Annotated in this window: 16 protein-coding genes; 10 read left to right on the top strand and 6 right to left on the bottom strand. The window is 37.7% G+C overall.

What is annotated here, in order from left to right:
- Positions 1–62: 62 nt before the first annotated feature.
- A complete protein-coding gene (locus CHB66_RS07990) occupies positions 63–1,400 on the bottom strand; it encodes a 3-oxoacid CoA-transferase (protein ID WP_089239756.1) in 1,338 nt (445 codons plus the stop codon).
- A gap of 412 nt (positions 1,401–1,812) precedes the next feature.
- Between CHB66_RS07990 and CHB66_RS07985 the strand changes: the two genes are divergently transcribed.
- Positions 1,813–3,198, top strand: a complete 1,386-nt coding sequence (locus tag CHB66_RS07985; protein ID WP_089239754.1) for an exonuclease domain-containing protein — start codon at positions 1,813–1,815, stop codon at positions 3,196–3,198.
- 18 nt (positions 3,199–3,216) lie between these two features.
- Here the strand turns inward: CHB66_RS07985 and CHB66_RS07980 are convergent, their stop codons facing one another.
- Complete coding sequence (locus CHB66_RS07980; RefSeq protein WP_089239752.1) at positions 3,217–4,770, bottom strand: AbgT family transporter; 1,554 nt, start codon at positions 4,768–4,770, stop codon at positions 3,217–3,219.
- Positions 4,771–4,897: 127 nt separating this feature from the next.
- Between CHB66_RS07980 and CHB66_RS07975 the strand changes: the two genes are divergently transcribed.
- Positions 4,898–5,809 carry an SMP-30/gluconolactonase/LRE family protein gene (locus CHB66_RS07975; RefSeq protein ID WP_089239750.1) on the top strand — a complete coding sequence of 304 codons (912 nt, stop codon included), beginning with the start codon at positions 4,898–4,900 and terminating at the stop codon, positions 5,807–5,809.
- A gap of 139 nt (positions 5,810–5,948) precedes the next feature.
- Here CHB66_RS07975 and CHB66_RS07970 read toward each other — a convergent pair whose 3' ends face one another.
- Complete coding sequence (locus CHB66_RS07970) at positions 5,949–6,659, bottom strand: DsbA family oxidoreductase (RefSeq protein ID WP_089239748.1); 711 nt, start codon at positions 6,657–6,659, stop codon at positions 5,949–5,951.
- Between the two features lie 587 nt (positions 6,660–7,246).
- Between CHB66_RS07970 and CHB66_RS07965 the strand changes: the two genes are divergently transcribed.
- The 8 genes from CHB66_RS07965 (at position 7,247) to argH (ending at position 15,805) form a co-directional block, all read left to right on the top strand.
- On the top strand, positions 7,247–7,927 hold the full coding sequence (locus CHB66_RS07965) for a GNAT family N-acetyltransferase (protein ID WP_089239746.1): 681 nt from the start codon (positions 7,247–7,249) through the stop codon (positions 7,925–7,927).
- A gap of 33 nt (positions 7,928–7,960) precedes the next feature.
- Positions 7,961–9,160 carry an argininosuccinate synthase gene (locus CHB66_RS07960; RefSeq protein ID WP_089239744.1) on the top strand — a complete coding sequence of 400 codons (1,200 nt, stop codon included), beginning with the start codon at positions 7,961–7,963 and terminating at the stop codon, positions 9,158–9,160.
- Complete coding sequence (gene argC / locus CHB66_RS07955) at positions 9,147–10,115, top strand: N-acetyl-gamma-glutamyl-phosphate reductase (RefSeq protein WP_212668448.1); 969 nt, start codon at positions 9,147–9,149, stop codon at positions 10,113–10,115. Before CHB66_RS07960 ends, argC begins: the two co-directional genes overlap by 14 nt.
- A gap of 10 nt (positions 10,116–10,125) precedes the next feature.
- Entirely contained in the window at positions 10,126–11,256 is a 1,131-nt protein-coding gene (locus CHB66_RS07950) for an aspartate aminotransferase family protein (protein ID WP_089239740.1), read from the top strand.
- Between the two features lie 273 nt (positions 11,257–11,529).
- The gene (locus CHB66_RS07945; RefSeq protein ID WP_089239738.1) at positions 11,530–12,474 is read left to right on the top strand and encodes a Rossmann-fold NAD(P)-binding domain-containing protein; all 945 of its coding nucleotides are present in this window, start codon (positions 11,530–11,532) and stop codon (positions 12,472–12,474) included.
- A 29-nt stretch (positions 12,475–12,503) separates the two neighbouring features.
- Positions 12,504–13,304 carry an acetylglutamate kinase gene (gene argB, locus CHB66_RS07940; RefSeq protein WP_089239736.1) on the top strand — a complete coding sequence of 267 codons (801 nt, stop codon included), beginning with the start codon at positions 12,504–12,506 and terminating at the stop codon, positions 13,302–13,304.
- Between the two features lie 80 nt (positions 13,305–13,384).
- Entirely contained in the window at positions 13,385–14,449 is a 1,065-nt protein-coding gene (locus CHB66_RS07935) for a M20 family metallo-hydrolase (protein ID WP_089239734.1), read from the top strand.
- 12 nt (positions 14,450–14,461) lie between these two features.
- Entirely contained in the window at positions 14,462–15,805 is a 1,344-nt protein-coding gene (gene argH / locus CHB66_RS07930) for an argininosuccinate lyase (protein ID WP_089239732.1), read from the top strand.
- 2 nt (positions 15,806–15,807) lie between these two features.
- Here argH and CHB66_RS07925 read toward each other — a convergent pair whose 3' ends face one another.
- From CHB66_RS07925 to CHB66_RS07915, 3 genes are read right to left on the bottom strand one after another with little or no spacing between them, the layout of a single operon-like run.
- The gene (locus tag CHB66_RS07925; RefSeq protein WP_089239730.1) at positions 15,808–16,329 is read right to left on the bottom strand and encodes a hypothetical protein; all 522 of its coding nucleotides are present in this window, start codon (positions 16,327–16,329) and stop codon (positions 15,808–15,810) included.
- 13 nt (positions 16,330–16,342) lie between these two features.
- Complete coding sequence (locus CHB66_RS07920) at positions 16,343–17,608, bottom strand: hypothetical protein (protein WP_089239728.1); 1,266 nt, start codon at positions 17,606–17,608, stop codon at positions 16,343–16,345.
- 7 nt (positions 17,609–17,615) lie between these two features.
- Entirely contained in the window at positions 17,616–18,194 is a 579-nt protein-coding gene (locus CHB66_RS07915) for a YceI family protein (RefSeq protein WP_089239866.1), read from the bottom strand.
- Between the last annotated feature and the right edge of the window lie 41 nt (positions 18,195–18,235).

Below are 18,235 nucleotides of genomic sequence, written 5' to 3'. Positions count from 1 at the left end.
TCAAAAAAAGACTTCAAAGGTTCTCTTTCCTTCTTTCCATTCTGGCATCTTACGTCTTAAATCTACAATCTAACTTCAAAATCCGCCTCAGTATTCTTCTTCACTTCTTCCAAACTCACGCCTGGCATCAGTTCCGTTAGGGTCAATTTCCCTTTGATAAATTCAAACACCGCCAACTCCGTAATCACCATATCCACTGATGCCTTAGCTGTCAAAGGCAAGTTACATGATTTCACGATCTTGGAACCTTTGGGTGATGTATGGTTCATCGTCACAATCAATTTCCTAGCCCCAGAAGCCAAATCCATGGCTCCACCAACTCCTAAAAGTGGTCTTCCTGGAACAGCCCAATTGGCCAAATTTCCTACTTCATCTACTTCCAAGCCGCCCATCACAGCTACATCTACATGCTTTCCTCTGATCATACCAAAAGATGCAGCAGAATCAAAGTAGGATGAACCGGGTAAAGCCGTAACAGGAATTTTACCCGCGTTGACAGGGTAATCCATAGCGCCACCTTCCTTGGGAGATGGACCAATTCCCAACATTCCATTTTCCGAATGCATGATGATACCATCCTCAGGACTGATCAAATTGGCAATTAAGGTAGGAATTCCTATGCCCAAGTTGACCACATCACCTTTCTGTAATTCTTTTAAAGCTCTTTTGGCAATCAACATTCGATCAGCTGGAATATCTTCTGAACTGCCCACCTTGGCTGAGGATCCTAAATCCTCTTCTGTCAACTTCACTTCTACCAAATAATCCACAAAACAGCTTGGGGTATGGATATAATTGGGATCAAGCTCTCCAACAGGTACAATTTCTTCCACTTCTGCAATGACTATCTTAGCTGCTGTAGCCATGGCTGGGTTGAAGTTTTGCTCTGTCAAGCGATATTGAAGGTTGCCAGCGGTATCTGCTTTCCAAGCACGAATGAAGGCTACGTCACCTTTGATCCCTTTGACAAATACCTGTTTCACCCCATCTATTTCTTTCACATCTTTTCCTTCAGCAATCACAGTTCCCTCTGCTGTAGGAGTATAAAAACCTCCTATTCCAGCCCCACCAGCTCGGATGGCCTCAGCCAATGACCCTTGAGGAATCAACTCAAATTCTACTTTGCCCTCTTGAGCGGCTTTGACTGCTTCTGGATTGGAAGTAAAAAAAGAACCGATCATCTTTTTAATCTGCCCATTTCTCAAAAGCCTTCCTCCTCCTATTCCAGGTTCACCTACATTGTTCCCAATAAAGGTCAAGTCTTTTGTCGTTGTCTTTGCCAGAGCGTGCATCAAGTGCACTGGGTTGCCAGTCATCCCAAATCCTCCTTGAAGTAAAACATCTCCATCCTTGACCAATTCAGCGGCTTCTTGGAGAGAAATTATAGGAACTTGTTTCATTATTTCAGATAGTCAATATGAAAATTACATGTATATACATCAAACAGTAAATTAAAAGAATATGTTTCACTAAATGTAAATTTATTCACTAGAATTAACTAAACAATACATTGTACTAGAAGCCTAAAAAATGGTTATTTACATATATGTATATCCACTTTCACACCAGTAACCATATTTTATTAGACTCATACCTAAAACTCAGCTGTTGTCGACGGTCGACCGTCATCAGTCGACGATTATCCGCTTGATTCTTTCGTTTTATTGAATTACTGGTGTCATTGCGGATAATCATATTTACATATTTTTAATTTTTGGAAGTGTTACTAGAAACCCATGTGAAACTAAATAAACAATGACAAATACTGTCAGTTGAAACAATGCACAAAATTGAATTTATTAATTTTATAACATGAAAGGCCAAGAATTTGCAATTGTAGATATAGAAACTGCTGGTGGAAATCCAGCAGCTGGGCGCGGTATAACAGAGATAGCTATATTGATCTTCGATGGTGAAAAAATAACAGATAGCTATCAAACCCTGATTAACCCGGAGACACAAATCCCTGCTTACATCACAGGTTTGACGGGTATTGATACTGAGATGATATCAGACTCACCCATATTTTCAGAAATAGCTGAAGAAATCTATATGATATTGAAAGACAGAGTTTTCGTAGCACATAATGTCAGTTTTGATTATACCTTTCTCCAAAAGGCACTTTTACACCAAAATATTCATTTGAATACACCGAAGCTTTGTACAGTGAGATTAAGTAGAAAAGCCTTTCCTGGCTATAAGTCTTATAGCTTAGGAAGGTTGTGTGAACATTTAGACATTAAAATAGAAGCACGACATCGAGCTTATGGGGATGCCAAAGCTACAGCGATTATTCTTTCTAAAATAGCATCCAGTAATTTCAACCTAATATCTGAAATGCTCAGAAAAAATAATGGAGAAGCATTTTTACCACCAAATATTTCTAAGGAAAAGTATCAGCAGCTTCCCGAAAAAACGGGTATCTATTATTTTTATGATGCAAATCACAAAATAATCTACATCGGTAAAGCAAATAATATCAAAAGTAGATTCAAAAGTCACTTTTCAGGTGCAAGCAAAGGACAACAAAAAATGGAAATGAAAAATGAGGTCCACGACATCTCTTGGGTTTTGACAGGAAGCGAAATGTTAGCTTATCTCTTAGAGCTACAAGAAATAAAAAGAACTTGGCCTAAATATAATATATCACAGAAATTCATCAGTCAACCTTGGGGAATTATCCAATATCATGATAGTCTAGGTTTTGTAAGATTTCAAGTTTCCAAGGTGACTTCTTCTCAACCTTCGATCATACAATTTGAAAACCATACTGATGCTTGGAAGTTTCTAAATGACGGAATTACTGAATATGAACTTTGTCCTAAGCTCTCAGGTGTACAAAAAACAAAATCAGCTTGCTATGATTTTGAACACAACAAATGTAGAGGGGCTTGTTGTAACCAAGAAGTGCCCGAAAAATATAATATCAGAGCTAATCAGTGGTTAGAAAAAATAGCGAGAGAAGAAAAAATCCTATTCATCAAAACAATGGGTAGACACCAAAATGAAGAAGCAGCTTTATTATTTGAAAATGGAATGTTTTCGGGATATACATTTATTGAAAAAGAACTAAGTGTCCAATATCCAACAGGGTTGCTAGATATGATTCAACGCGTAAAACCATATCAAGAAAGTAAATACATCCTAAGAAGCTACCTACCTAAAATAAACCTAGATTCAATCTTCATACTAAAATAAATTTCACTTGAAAAGCTTTTATTTTACCATTTCGAATTCATAAGTTGACTGTAGTCCCAACGGAATCCCAAGAGTCCAGTATAACAAAAGGAACAATGTCCAAACTACCAATAAGGTCAGTGAATATGGTATCATAATCGAAACCAACGTACCAATACCTGTAGACTTGACATATTTTTGACAGAATACTACAATCAGAGGAAAATAAGGCAAAAGTGGTGTAATGATATTAGATACAGAATCACCTACTCTATAGGCAGCCTGTGTAAGGTCCGGTGAAATACCCAATTGCATCAACATAGGCACAAATACCGGGCTGATAAGTGCCCATTTAGCCGAAGCAGATCCTACAAACAAATTTACAACAGCCGTTAAAATCACAATACCAACTATAGTAATTTGAGCAGGCAATCCCAAAGATTGTAAAAACTCAGCACCCTTATAAGCTGCGATGCTCCCAATTTTCGACTCCGTGAAAGCATTGATAAATAAAGCACAGAAAAATGCCATAACAATATAATGAGACATACTCCCCATCGACTTACTCATACCCTCTACCATATTTTTCATCGTAGTATAGGCACCACTGGCAAAGCCATAAACCAACCCAGGGATCCAGAAAAGAATAAAAATCAAAGGAACAATAGAAGCCATCAATGGAGCATAACGGGAAGTAATTGCACCTTCAGCATCTCTCATAGCAGAATCTTCTGGCAATACCCAAAAGAATAACAAAATCACTCCTATCAACAAAGTAGAAAACCCTAACCAAAAAGCTCTTTTTTCTTTTAAGCTTAGCGATTCCATTTTAGGAATATCAACTATATTCTCATCTATTTTAAGGTTTTTGTTTAATCGAGGTTCTATTACCCTATCTGTCAAATACCATACAACAGCTATAACAATCATACTTGATATTCCAGTAAAAATAATGTTGTTAAGTGGATTCAACGAAATGTCTGGCTGAATAATCTGGGCAGCTGACTGTGTATAGCTTTGAATCAATGGGTCGATACTTGAGGGGATGAAATTGGCACTAAAACCACCCGATACTCCCGCGAATGCGGCTGCTATTCCAGCAACAGCATGTCTACCTGCAGCATAGAATATCACTCCTCCAAGCGGAATAACTAACACATATCCAGCATCAGCCGCTGTATGGCTAACTATGGCAACCAAAACCAAAATAGGTGTAAGGAGCATCTTTGGCGTAACTCCAAGTAGATATTTCAATCCAGCATTGATAAAACCAGAGTGCTCAGCCACCCCCACACCCAACATAGCAAGTAAGACTACTCCCAAAGGTGGGAAATTGATAAAAATGGCAATCATATTTGAAAGAAATGCTGCAAGCTTCTCTCCTGTTAATAAGTTGATTACTCGGATTTCTTGACCTTTCATCTGATCAAATGCGTTGAAATTAATCGGAGCTAGAATCGCGGAAAGCCCCCAAGTGATCAGTAATAAAATCAAAAAAAGCATGGCGGGGTCAGGCAATTTATTTCCCGCCTTTTCTATAAAATCCAAAAACCTATCTAAAGTGGATTTACTCTTTTCTTCAAATTTTTCCATAATTCATACTTGGGCTTTGCCAAAAATAACAAGCTCGAAGGCATTTACAATATAGAATTAGAAAAAACAGGCTCGTTATCCTATCTTGCAAAGAAAAATAATTCACCTGTCATAAATCACATATCAAATGAAGCGTAAAATATTTAGTGTCATTATTTTTTTATCCCTTTCGTTGGGTACTTCCCAAGCTCAAATCGCAGATAAAAAAAACCTTATCGAAAAAAATGCTCAGCTTGAGAAAATTGCTGATGGCTTTGGATTCACAGAGGGCCCAGCAGTTTCTAGGCTAGGAGATGTTTACTTCACAGATCAACCCAATAACAGGATTATTAAATGGTCTTTTTTCACCAATAAAACTGAGATTTTTATGGAAGACGCAGGACGCTCAAACGGCATGTTTATGGATAGAGAAGGAAATATCATAGCTTGCGCAGATGAAAATAATCAATTATGGTCTATTGATGATAAAGGAAATAAAACTGTCCTATTGGAGGCTTACCAAGGCAAAAAATTAAATGGTCCTAATGATCTTTTCATTACTCCTTCAGGCACCATGTACATCACGGATCCACTCTACAAGAGAGAATATTGGACAAGAGATGCGGTGTCAGAACAAAATGGAGAACACTTATATCTGCTATCAGCTGATCGGCTACAATTCATGAGAGTTGATGACAAACTAATGAAACCAAATGGCATCGTAGGAACTTATGATGGCAAAACACTCTATGTAGCAGATTTAGGTGCCGAAAAAGTTTACAAATACGATATAATCGAAGATGGTTTTCTAACTAATAAAGAGGTTTTCATAAATAGAGGGTCAGATGGAATGACCATAGATTATCGAGGAAATTTATACCTGACAGGAGAAGATGGAGTGAAGATATATAATCGAAAAGGTGAAGAAATCGGTCACATACCAGTTCCTGAAAAATGGACTGCTAATGTGGTGTTTGCAGGTCCTGATCGCAAGACCTTATTTATCACGGCATCAGAAGCAGTTTATAAAATTAGAATGAAAGTATATGGGACATATTAATATTGTTTTTTGGTTATCAGTAAATTAGTTAGTAATGTTTCAAAACTGCTATTTGCATCATTGATTTAACTACTGAATAAAAGCAGATATTAATGTTCAATAAAAAAGGCTTTTGGAGATAGTTCCAAAAGCCTTTCTTTTAATCGCAATTCCCATCGATGTCACAAGCATTACCTTGGTCACCATTTTCCATTTGGAGAATCGGGTTTTCCTTTACAAAATCAGCCCAAGCTTTATTCAAAGTATCTTCAAAAACTTCAACAGGTTGAGCACCTGAAATGCCAAATTTTCTGTCTAACACAAAAAACGGAACTCCCCTCACTCCTATTTGTCGAGACTCAAGGATATCCTGTTCGACATTCTCTGCAAATTCTTTTGAATTCAAGCAAGTTTCAACACGCTCTTTTTCAAGACCAACTTCTTCTGCCAAAGACACCAATGTTGCGAAATCATCGATGTTTTTCCCCTCTGTGAAATAGGCTTTCAATAACCTTTCTTTCATTTCATCACCTTTTCCTAAGGTTTTTGAAAGTTGTAACAAGCGATGTGCATTCTTCGCATTGGCGACTACAGTTTTGTCCATGTTGTACACCAAACCTTCACCATTCGCCATTTCTGTTACCTGATTGGTGATTTGATGGGTTTGTTCTATGCTCCAACCTTTGGTTTCTGCTAAGTATTCAGCGGTAGATTTGCTAAGGTCTGTTTTCATATCTGGATTGAGCAAAAAGCTTTTCCAGACGATTTCAACATTGTTTTTATACTCAAAATTCTCCAAAGCAGATTCCAATCGTCTCTTGCCGATATAACAAAAAGGACACATGATATCCGACCAAATTTCTATTTTCATGATTTTTAGGTTTTATTGCCATTACAATCAAATTTCAACACCAAGAGTTCAAAAATATGAAAACAAAAGAGTGCCCTTCCTGTGCCATGGATGTAGATAAAACAGCTGTTTTTTGTCCAATCTGCAACTTTGAATTCCCCCGTCGAAATCCGATATACGCTTGGGTAGCTGTATTGCTAGCAATCTTTTTATTGATGCTTTTTATATTTTAGGAGGTAGTTTATCTTTTTCAAATACTAAAAGAACATCAATTATTTGTTTCTGATTCTGAAATAGATTCTTTGAATTTTTAAATTATTGATATAATAATTTGCATATTGTTTCAATACTTGTAACCTTTGCTGACACAAAGACCATGTACAGTAAAAAAGACATAGCAACTTATTCTTCAATTGTCCCAAACATTTTGGGTCCAATGGCTTTGTTATTTTTATCTCCGCTTAGAGAATTTAGGAATAGCTTTAGGGCAACGCCCCTATCTTAATTTTTGGTGCCCTATGTGGGCGACCTCAATCAGCATTATTTCCACAATCTATCATTTCTAAATTAACCTAAGAGTCAACACTCTGTCTATTTCAATACACTCAATGGACAATTACTCTTTTATAATCAGGCCAGCTACGGAGGCACATACAATTTATGCTTCCATGATCACGGATGAAATGGAGCAGTCAGCAAAAGCCAGAGGTACTGGGATTGCTAAAAGATCTCCTGAATACATCATGACCAAAATGATGGAAGGCAAAGCTGTGATCGCCACCACATCTGATGGTGAATGGGCGGGATTTTGCTACATCGAAGCTTGGGGCCATGGAAAATATGTGGCCAACTCAGGGCTTATCGTCGCTCCTCAGTTTAGAAAATATGGACTTGCTCGTTTGATCAAAAAAGAAATATTCAAACTCAGCAGAACCAAATATCCTGAATCTAAAATATTCGGCTTGACAACCGGCGCAGCAGTGATGAAGATCAACTCTGAATTGGGTTATATTCCTGTTTCTTACTCCGATCTGACTGATGACGAACAGTTTTGGAAAGGCTGTCAAAGCTGTGTCAATTTTGAAATCCTGCAAAGCAAAAACAGACAAAACTGCCTATGTACAGCTATGCTTTATGAACCTAAGGCTCAAAAAATTCAGCATGAAGACTTGGCCCTTCGAGATGATTTCAAGAAAAATATCAAGCTTTTTGAGCGTTGGACAAGATTGAAAAAATATGTCTTGCTGAATCTCAAAAAAACTAAGAATAAAACCTTCAACCTATTTTAAACCACAAGCCAGAAGCTTACAAAAAATCTTAAAATGAAAAAAGTAGTATTAGCATATAGCGGAGGATTAGACACCACTTTTTGTGCACTTCACCTTAGCAAAGACCTTGGATATGAAGTCCACGCAGTACTGATCAATACAGGAGGTTTTTCTGATGAAGAACTATCAGAAACAGAAAAAAGAGCAGCGAGTCTCGGAATTTCATCATTTACGATTCTTGATGTAACCAAAACTTACTACCAGGAAGTCATCAAATACTTGGTATTTGGCAATGTTTTGAAAAACCAAACTTATCCACTTTCTGTATCAGCCGAAAGAATTTTACAGGCAAAAACACTTGCTGATTATGCAAAGAAAATCGGTGCTAAATGTGTAGCACACGGAAGTACAGGAGCAGGAAATGATCAAGTTCGTTTTGATATGATTTTTCAAACCATCATCCCTGACATTGAAATCATCACTCCTATCCGTGACCTTCAGTTGAGCAGAGAAGCCGAAATCGATTATCTCAAAAAACATGGCATTTCGATGAACTTCGAAAAAGCTGCATACAGTATCAATAAAGGGATTTGGGGAACTTCTGTTGGAGGAAAGGAAACCTTGACTTCCAGTCAAACACTTCCTGACTCAGCTTGGCCTACTCAGGTTACTAAGGAGAAAGCCGAAGAAATAAGCCTAATCTTTGAAAAGGGAGAATTGATTGGTGTCAATGACACCCTATTTGATAATCCTGTTGATGCCATATTGAAAGTAAATGAATTGGCTGCTCCATTCGGAATTGGAAGAGATATTCATGTGGGAGATACGATAATTGGAATTAAAGGTCGCGTTGGATTTGAGGCTGCTGCACCTTTGATTATCATCAAATCCCACCAATTACTTGAGAAACACACTTTAACCAAATGGCAGACTTTCTGGAAAAATCAGCTAGCTGAATTCTATGGCAATCACCTGCACGAAGGACATTATCTAGATCCTGTGATGCGGAACCTAGAAGCATTTCTGGCAGATACACAAATATTTGTCACTGGAAAGGTCAAAGTAATGCTGCATCCTTACCGCTTCCAATTGATAGGAATAGAGTCTGAGCACGATTTGATGGCTTCCAAGTTTGGAAGTTATGGAGAGATGAACAAAGGTTATACCGCACAAGATGTCAAAGGATTTACCAAAATTCTCGGCAACCAAACTGCTATTTTCCATCAAGTAAACAAGCAGGATCATGAAAATTAATGTAGCCATTATCGGTGCAGCGGGCTATACGGGTGGAGAATTACTGAGACTTTTGGTCCATCATCCGATGGTCAACTTGACTTATGTTCATAGCAATAGCCAAAAAGGGAAACGCGTTGCCGAAATACATCCTGATTTGATTGGCGATACAGATTTGATATTTACAGATCAAGTTTCTACAGATGGAATTGATGCTGTTTTTCTAGGTTTGCCACATGGCGAGACCAAAGGCTTCCTAGACACATACAAGTTCTCTGATGATACTGTCATCATTGATTTGAGTACAGATTTTAGAGATGAAAGCAATGGTTTCCATTACGGACTTCCCGAGGTTAATATTGAAAAATTAAAATCAGCGAAGAAAATAGCCAATCCAGGCTGCTTTGCTACTGCGATTCAACTAGGCCTTGCTCCTGCTGTGGTAAAAAATTGGATCAAAAATCCTGTTCATATCTCTGGAATCACAGGTAGTTCGGGAGCTGGGAAAAAGTTAGCCGAAACCTCACACTTTAGCTATAGAAGCAGCAACATGTCTGTTTACAAGCTTTTCACCCATCAGCATCTTCAGGAAATCAAACAAACTTTCCTGCAAATTCAACCTGAATTCAATTCAGAGTTGCTCTTTGTTCCTTATAGAGGAAATTTCCCAAGAGGCATTTGGATTACTTCCTACTTTCCTTTTGATGGAGAACTTGAGGAAGCATACCAATTGTATGATGCATTCTACAAAGATGCTTCATTTACCCATGTTTCGAGAAATGACATTGATTTGAAGCAAGTGGTGAATACCAACAAATGCATCATTCACATCAAGAAAGAGCAAGGGCAATTGGTGATTTATTCTGCTATAGACAACCTTCTCAAAGGTGCTTCAGGTCAAGCAGTCCAAAACTTTAATTTAGCTTTTGGATTGGAAGAAGATTTGGGTTTAAAATTGAAGAGTATCGCATTTTAAGTTGAGAGAGATGAATTTATTTGACGTTTACCCTTTGATCAATGTCACTCCTGTAAAGGCACAAGGAGCCAAACTTTGGGATGAAAATGGTGCTGAATATCTCGATTTGTACGGTGGTCATGCTGTGATTTCTGTGGGACATTCACATCCACATTTCAATCAGCGGATTAAAGACCAACTTGATCAAATCGCCTTCTATTCCAATTCTGTTCAGATACCGATTCAAAAACAATTGGCTACTAAATTAGGAGAGCTTTCTGGCTACACAGATTTTAACCTATTCTTATGTAACTCTGGTGCTGAAGCAAATGAAAACGCGCTCAAATTAGCCTCTTTTGGAACAGGAAAATCTGGCTTTATTTCTTTTTCAGGTGCTTTTCATGGTAGGACATCAGGAGCAGTAGCTTTGACTGATAATCCGAAAATCATCGCTCCCAGCAATCAGCGAACAGATTTTCATATTTTACCTTGGAACGAAATTGCCGAAGTGGAAAATCTTTTGCGAAAAGGGAACATTGCAGGAATTATCATAGAAGGAATTCAGGGAGTTGGTGGGATTCAAGTTCCAAATCCTGGTTTTCTCCTAAAACTTTCTGAATTATGTAAGAGCTATGATGCTAAATTGATTCTTGACGAAGTTCAATCAGGATATGGGAGAACAGGTAAGTTTTTTGCGCATCAATGGGTCACAGGGCTTGTTCCAGATATGATTACGATGGCTAAAGGCATGGGGAATGGCTATCCAATTGGAGGTGTTTTGATCCATCCAGACATCAAAGCAAGTTTCGGTTTACTAGGAACCACCTTTGGAGGGAATCATTTGGCTTGTGCAGCTGGATTGGCAGTCTTAGAAATACTTGAAAAGGAAAGCCTACAAGAACATGCCCTAAAATCGGGTGAGTATCTGATGCGTGAATTAGCAATGATCGCTGGTGTAACTGACGTTAGAGGAAAAGGCTTGATGATAGGCATAGATTTAGAAAAAGAAGCTGCCCCTATTCGTTCTGATTTAGTGAATATTTACAGAATATTTACAGGAAGTTCGGCAGGAAAGCATACAATTCGTTTGCTTCCACCTTTAAATATTGAAATAAATCAATTATCTTCGTTTTTAGATAGTTTAAAGAAAATTTTAGCTTAAATCATTATTCTAAAATATGTATATCCGCTTTCGCACCAGTAACCATATTTTATTACGCACACACCTTAAATTCAGATGTTGTCGACTGTCGACCGTCGTCCGTTGATGATTATCCGCTTGATCCTTTCGTTTTATTGAATTACTGGTGTCATTGCGGATAATCATATTCTAAAATATAATCAAGACATCATTATCATTGTAAGAAAATCTATTATAGCTGAAAAACTTTCAAATCAACCTATTCACTATCCTTTCATTAGGAACTTTACTATCATGAATCATTTCACCCAATTCGAAAATAGACCATTAGCAGATCAATTGATCGAAAAAGCCCTAGCTTATAAAAATAATCCCCGAATGGATATCTCTAAAGGACTAGGGAAGCGTGTGGGTTGTATTTTTTTAAATCCATCACTGAGAACCAGAGCAAGTACGCAAATCGCAGCAATGAATCTTGGCATGGAAGCCATTGTAATGAATATGGATAAGGAAGGTTGGGCTTTGGAAATGAAAGAAGGTGCTATCATGAATAAAGGTACAGTGGAGCACATCAAAGACGCTGCAGCCGTTATGGGTACTTATTTTGATGTGCTAGCAGTAAGAGCTTTTCCTTCCTTGGTTGACAAAAAAGAAGATTCTGAAGATTATATTTTCAATCAATTTATTAAATATTCAGGTATTCCGGTCATTTCTTTAGAGAGTGCTATCAGGCACCCATTACAAAGTTTGGCTGATATGATTACTATTCAAGAAAATATACTTTCAAGCACAAAACCTAAAGTGGTTCTCACATGGGCTCCACATATCAAAGCCATCCCACATGCAGTAGCTAATTCTTTTGCAGAGTGGACATTAGGATGTGGGCATGACTTAACAATTACCCATCCAGAAGGGTATGAATTAGATGATAAGTTCACTAAAGGTGCCAATATTGAGTATGATCAAAAAAAGGCTTTGGAGGAAGCCGATTTTGTTTATGTCAAAAACTGGTCTGCCTTCAATGACTACGGAAAAATTCTTACTACAGATCCAGCTTGGATGCTTAGAGAGACTCATCTCAATAAAGCGCCTCAAGCCAAAGTAATGCATTGTCTTCCTGTAAGAAGAAACATAGAGCTGTCAGATGAAATTTTAGATGGAAAGAGAAGTCTAGTTCAAAAACAGGCTGAAAATAGAATCTATTCGGCACAAGCCGTCCTTAGCATGATATTAGAATAAAAACCAAACTCACCAAACCTATTTAGACCATGAATATTAGCATCATAAAAATTGGAGGAAATGTCATTGACTATCCAGAAAAACTCGAAGAATTCCTTTTTCTTTTCTCTAGATTTCCTGGAAAAAAAATTTTAGTCCATGGCGGTGGAGTCCTTGCTTCAAAGTTTGGAGAAAGCCTCGGAGTCATGCCAGAAATGATCGATGGCAGAAGAATCACCGACAAAGACACATTAGACATCGTCACAATGGTATATGCTGGATTGATCAATAAGCAGATAGTAGCAAAACTTCAAAAATTAAAACAAAATGCATTGGGAATGACTGGTGCTGACGGCAACTTAATTCAATCCAAAAAGCGACCTGTAAAAAAAATAGATTACGGCTTTGTAGGTGACATTAAAGCTGTGAATACAGACCTGTTAGAAATTTTACTAGATAATGATATCATTCCAGTGATTAGCGCAATCACTCATGACAAAAAAGGACAACTCCTCAATACTAATGCTGATGGAATAGCTTCTGAAATGGCAGTGGCACTTTCAGGAAAACATAAGGTAAATCTATATTATTGTTTCAATAAAGCAGGCGTGTTAATTGATGAAAAAAATGACGACTCGATTGTCCCATTGATCAATGAAGATATCTATCAAGAACTCAAACAAGAGCAAGTAATCCACTCTGGTATGATTCCGAAATTAGATAATGCCTTCTCTGCTCTCAAGAAAGGCGTCAATTTGGTTTGGATAGGAAAAGCTGAAAATCTACTTCTTGCTTCTAAAGGAAAAGTCTCGGGAACTATGATAGAAAGTCATAAATATGATCTTTATTAGTAATTTAAAATCAATTATTTAATACGCATAAATAACACCTATAATTGAAGTTAATTTTCATTAAAATTTTAAGTTAGAACGTGGCTTCCCCTGATTATCACGCAGCGATAGATCTCCTCAAAGAACTTATCAAAACACCTTCTTTCAGTAAAGAAGAAGCTCAAACGGCTGAAATTCTAAATAAATTTTTCTTAGAAAGAAAAATACCACTAATTAGGTCTCAAAACAATATACTTGTTAAAAATAAGTTCTTTGATGAATCCAAGCCCACTGTACTGCTAAACTCACACCATGATACTGTTAAGCCTAATTCCGGCTACACCAAAGATCCCTTCACTCCTCTTATTGAGGATGGCAAAATTTATGGTCTTGGGAGTAATGATGCAGGTGGATGCCTTGTTGCTTTGATCGCTACTTTCCTTCATTATTATGACCAAGAGTGTTCATACAACCTGATCTTAGCAGCTACTGCCGAGGAAGAGATTTCAGGTAAAAATGGTGTTGAGAGCATTTTGAATTTGCTTCCCAAGATCGACCTAGCAATTGTTGGAGAACCTACTCAGATGGAAGCAGCAGTAGCAGAAAAAGGCCTTCTCGTAGTAGATGCAACTGTCAAAGGTAAAGCTGGTCATGCTGCAAGAGAAGAAGGTCTCAATGCAATCTACGAGGCACTAGATGATTTACTATTTATTCAGAACTACCAATTTGAACGAGAGTCAAAATACTTAGGAAAAACAAAAATTACAGCTACGCTTATACAAGCTGGAACACAGCATAATGTTATACCCGATACTTGTAATTATACGCTGGATTTAAGAGTTACTGATGCCTACTCTCTTGAAGAAGCATTGGAAGAAATAACTCCTAAGCTTAAAGCCACTCTAGTACCTAGATCATTAAGACTTAACTCTTCCAAAATCCCAAATAATCACCGAATTTTAAAAGTTTTAAATGAATTGAACATCAGTCAATATGGTAGCCCTACCCTATCAGATCAAGCTTTGATGCCTTTCCCTTCACTAAAGATGGGTCCTGGAGATTCAGCTAGGTCGCATACAGCAGATGAATTCATATATTTATCCGAAATTGAATCTGGTTTTATTTCATACATCAAGTTACTCCATCAATATTTTCAAACAGCATAATCCCTATAACTAATGAAGCTTTGGCAAAAAGATAAAACGAGCAGCAAAGAAGTCGAACAATTCACAATTGGCAAAGATCCTGAATTTGACATACTTTTAGCTCCTTTTGATGTACTAGGTTCAATGGCACATGCTATTATGCTTGAGAAAATAGACCTCTTAAGCAAAGAAGAATTAAGTATACTTTTGAAGGGATTGAAAGAAATCTATCTAGAAATAGAAAAAGGTCAATTTGACATCCAAGAAGGGGTGGAAGATGTGCACTCTCAAGTGGAGTTCTTGTTGACTGAAAGATATGGGGAAGTTGGTAAGAAACTACATAGCGGAAGATCGCGTAATGATCAAGTCTTGGTTGATCTAAAACTTTACTACAGAGCAGCCATCCGCGAATTGGTAGAAGCGTCAAAAGAATTATTTGATCTACTCCAAAAACTATCAAAAAAACATCAATCAGACTTGATGCCAGGCTATACACATACACAACTTGCAATGCCTTCATCATTTGGATTGTGGTTTGGATCTTTTGCTGAGGGATTGGCAGAGGATCTTGAGTTAGTCTTGACTGCCTATAATTTGGCCAACAAAAATCCTTTAGGTTCAGCGGCTGGTTACGGCTCTTCATTTCCACTAGACAGAACACTGACTACATCTTTACTTGGTTTTGATGATCTCCATCACAACGTGATCAACGCCCAAAATAGTCGTGGAAAAACTGAGAAAACTATTTCCTTTGCTATGGCAGGTTTAGCCAGCACATTGAACAGAATGGCAGCAGATATCTGCATCTTCATGAATCAGCACTTCGGATTTATTTCCTTTCCCGATGAGTTGACCACTGGTAGTAGCATCATGCCTCACAAAAAGAATCCAGATGTATTCGAATTGATCAGAGCCAAAACAAATCAAATTCAAAATATCCCTCAAGCTATCACCTTAATACTCACCAATACAACTACGGGCTATCATCGTGATCTCCAACTATTAAAAGAACATGTTTTTCCAGGTTTGGAATCCCTGATTTCATGTATCAATATGACATGCTTAATGCTCAGAGAAATCAAAATCAAACCTGAAATCCTGAAAGATCCATTCTATAAGCATGTTTTCTCTGTCGAAATTGTGAATGAACTTGTTTTAAAAGGCGTGCCTTTTAGAGATGCATATAAAATGGTTGGGATGGATATTGAAAGGGATGATTTCAATCCGAATCAAGAAAAAGTAAACCATACACATGAAGGAAGCATAGGAAATCTTTGTATAGATGACATCAATACCAAAATGGAAGCAGTGATCGGAAAATTTGATTTTGAAAAAGTTAATCAGGCTTATATAAAATTATTGGATTCTGCCAAATAGGGTCAGAATCCAAGTTTGATTTCCAAGGCAAGTTGCTCTTCAACTTTAATTAACCCACCTAGTTTTTTTGGAGGACTTAAGTCGAGTTCATCAAAATTAAGGATTATATTACCTTTTAGTTGATTTCCACCGTTAGTAAGCTCCAAGCTTTTATACTCTAACCTTTTTCCTACTATATTGACAATTACGTCACAGGTATAGTCCTTACCTCTTAATTTCATGTTGTTTACCCGAACTTTAGCATGTGGGTACTCCTCAGCCTTAATCGTTTTCCTGAAGTCTTTATTAAGTAAAAAATTCCCACAACCAAACTCCTGAACAGGAATATCAAAAATAATTGGTCTTTGGCTTTTGACACTATTAACAAAAAGCGTGTCCTTAAAACCTTGATTCTGGTAGTCACATTTGAAGCTTCCAAAGGAGGTCTGACCTTGTACAGTGATGACCTTTTCCTTGATAATCAATTCCTTTTCTGAAGGAAAGATGTGACTGAATACGAGAATCAATGCTATAAGAACACGCATGATTATTTTTAATTTAGAATCCTATGACACCTTCTATCATTAGGCCATTGAACCTTCCGCCATTTCTGATATCTCCAACAGCGAAGTCGTTATAGTTTTGGTTCACATATTCAAGTTTAGCTAGTATATTCTTGGTAACAAACCAGCCACCGCCTATCTGAACTCTATCAATGCTTACATCTCTACCACCGGCTAACTCACCACTTACTTTATTGTATCTTGCAGCAAGGTAAACATTCTCTTTTACGCCTATTCTGTAGACAGCATCTGCTCCAATTTGGTTCCAAGTTCTATCAGTTTGCTCGTTGGCAGCTTTACCTTTTGATTGCTCAAAGTTACCAAACAATTCCAAGCCTTTGATTTTCACGAATGGGTTGAATACCATAGCTGTGATATTATCTGTCTGACCTGGGTTTAGTCTACCTGACGTAAAGTTTCCTGCTGTTGTTGCCCCCACTGGATCCATTACTAAATAATACCTAGAACCTGCTCTGTCGCCTCCCCACAGGGTATTTCTGGCAGACCCTGATGTAGTGTAAATAGACCCTGTCAATCTTACTCTCACATCATCAGTGACATATTTATCATAACCAACTTTACCTAATAAGTTTAACTTTCTGTCATCTGGTCGGGTGATACCGCCTTGAATTTCACCACCTGTGACACCAACCATCGCTAGGAAGCCATTATTTTGATAGAATACTTCACCTCCAACTTCTGTAGTGAATGCATCCATGATATAATTACCTATGAAAGGATTATACATCGCATTACCGTTGTCTGATCTTCTGAAGTGAGCATCACCATAATTGATCTCCATGTGACCTACTCTCACTGTCAGGTACTTGTCAAACCAATCTGTATTACCGATTCCTAAGAAACCTAATTTATCTACTTGTAAGAACCCACCTTTTACCCATGTTTCAGGGTGGTGTCTAGAAGATAGATAAGTCACCAAGTTCAATCTCACACCATCTGCCAATGCGACGTCGATATTCAAGTTGGCTGTAGCTAAGTTAGTACCCGCGCCGATTTCGATAAGTGCTGGAGAGCCAGCCGCATTGCTATGGCTTAAGCTTTGGAATTGCTGAGTGAAGTGACCTCCAACTCTTACTTTGATACCATCAAATTCAACTGTATCAGCTTTTCCTGTTTCGAAAACATTGATACCTCTTTGATCATAGGATCTCCAGAATTGCATATCTCTTTGGAGTCCTTGGGCCATCGTAGCGGCTGATAAGCCTGCGATAGCAATTAGGGAAAGGATGTACTTTTTCATAATTTAATTATTTTGTTGGTTGGAATGTGACATTGAAATGGATACTTACTTCATTACCTGTTTTTACTGTTCCCATCAAAGCTGTGGGAGGATCAATGTTATAATCTGTTAATTTGAAATCATGTTGCCCTTTGAAAGTGACCTTTTCGCCTGTAAGGTTGGCAGTAACCGGGAATTTTGCCGATTTGGTAACTCCTGCTATTGTAAAGTCACCAATTGCCTCAAATCCAGCTCCTTTAACTACCAGCTCTTTTAAAGAGAACTTTACATCTTTGTGGTCTTTTGTTTTCAACGCGGCATATGCATTCTTATCCATACCACTTTTACCACTTTTGATGCTTTCAGCTGGCATCGTGATCGTTACATTTTTCGCATTGACTACTTTACCACTTTCTAAGGTAATCTGTGCTTTGCCTGTTGCTGTGCTAGATTTCATATCCCAGTCGTGCAAAGTAGAAGTTCCTGTAACTTTCAGATCTGCTCCAGACGCTAAAGTGAAGTCTGATTGTGCAAATGTGGCGTAGTTAAATAAGAAAAAGACTGCAATGAGGGTGGTTTTGATTATTTGTAAGCTAAACTTGTTCATGGCTTTTTGGCTTTTGATTATGATCCAAAGGTATAATGTCC

The sequence above is a fragment of the Belliella buryatensis genome (assembly GCF_900188245.1).
Classification (GTDB): Bacteria; Bacteroidota; Bacteroidia; order Cytophagales; family Cyclobacteriaceae; genus Belliella; species Belliella buryatensis.
Note: the sequence above shows the minus strand (reverse complement) of the source record. Positions and strands in the feature narration are given on the sequence as shown.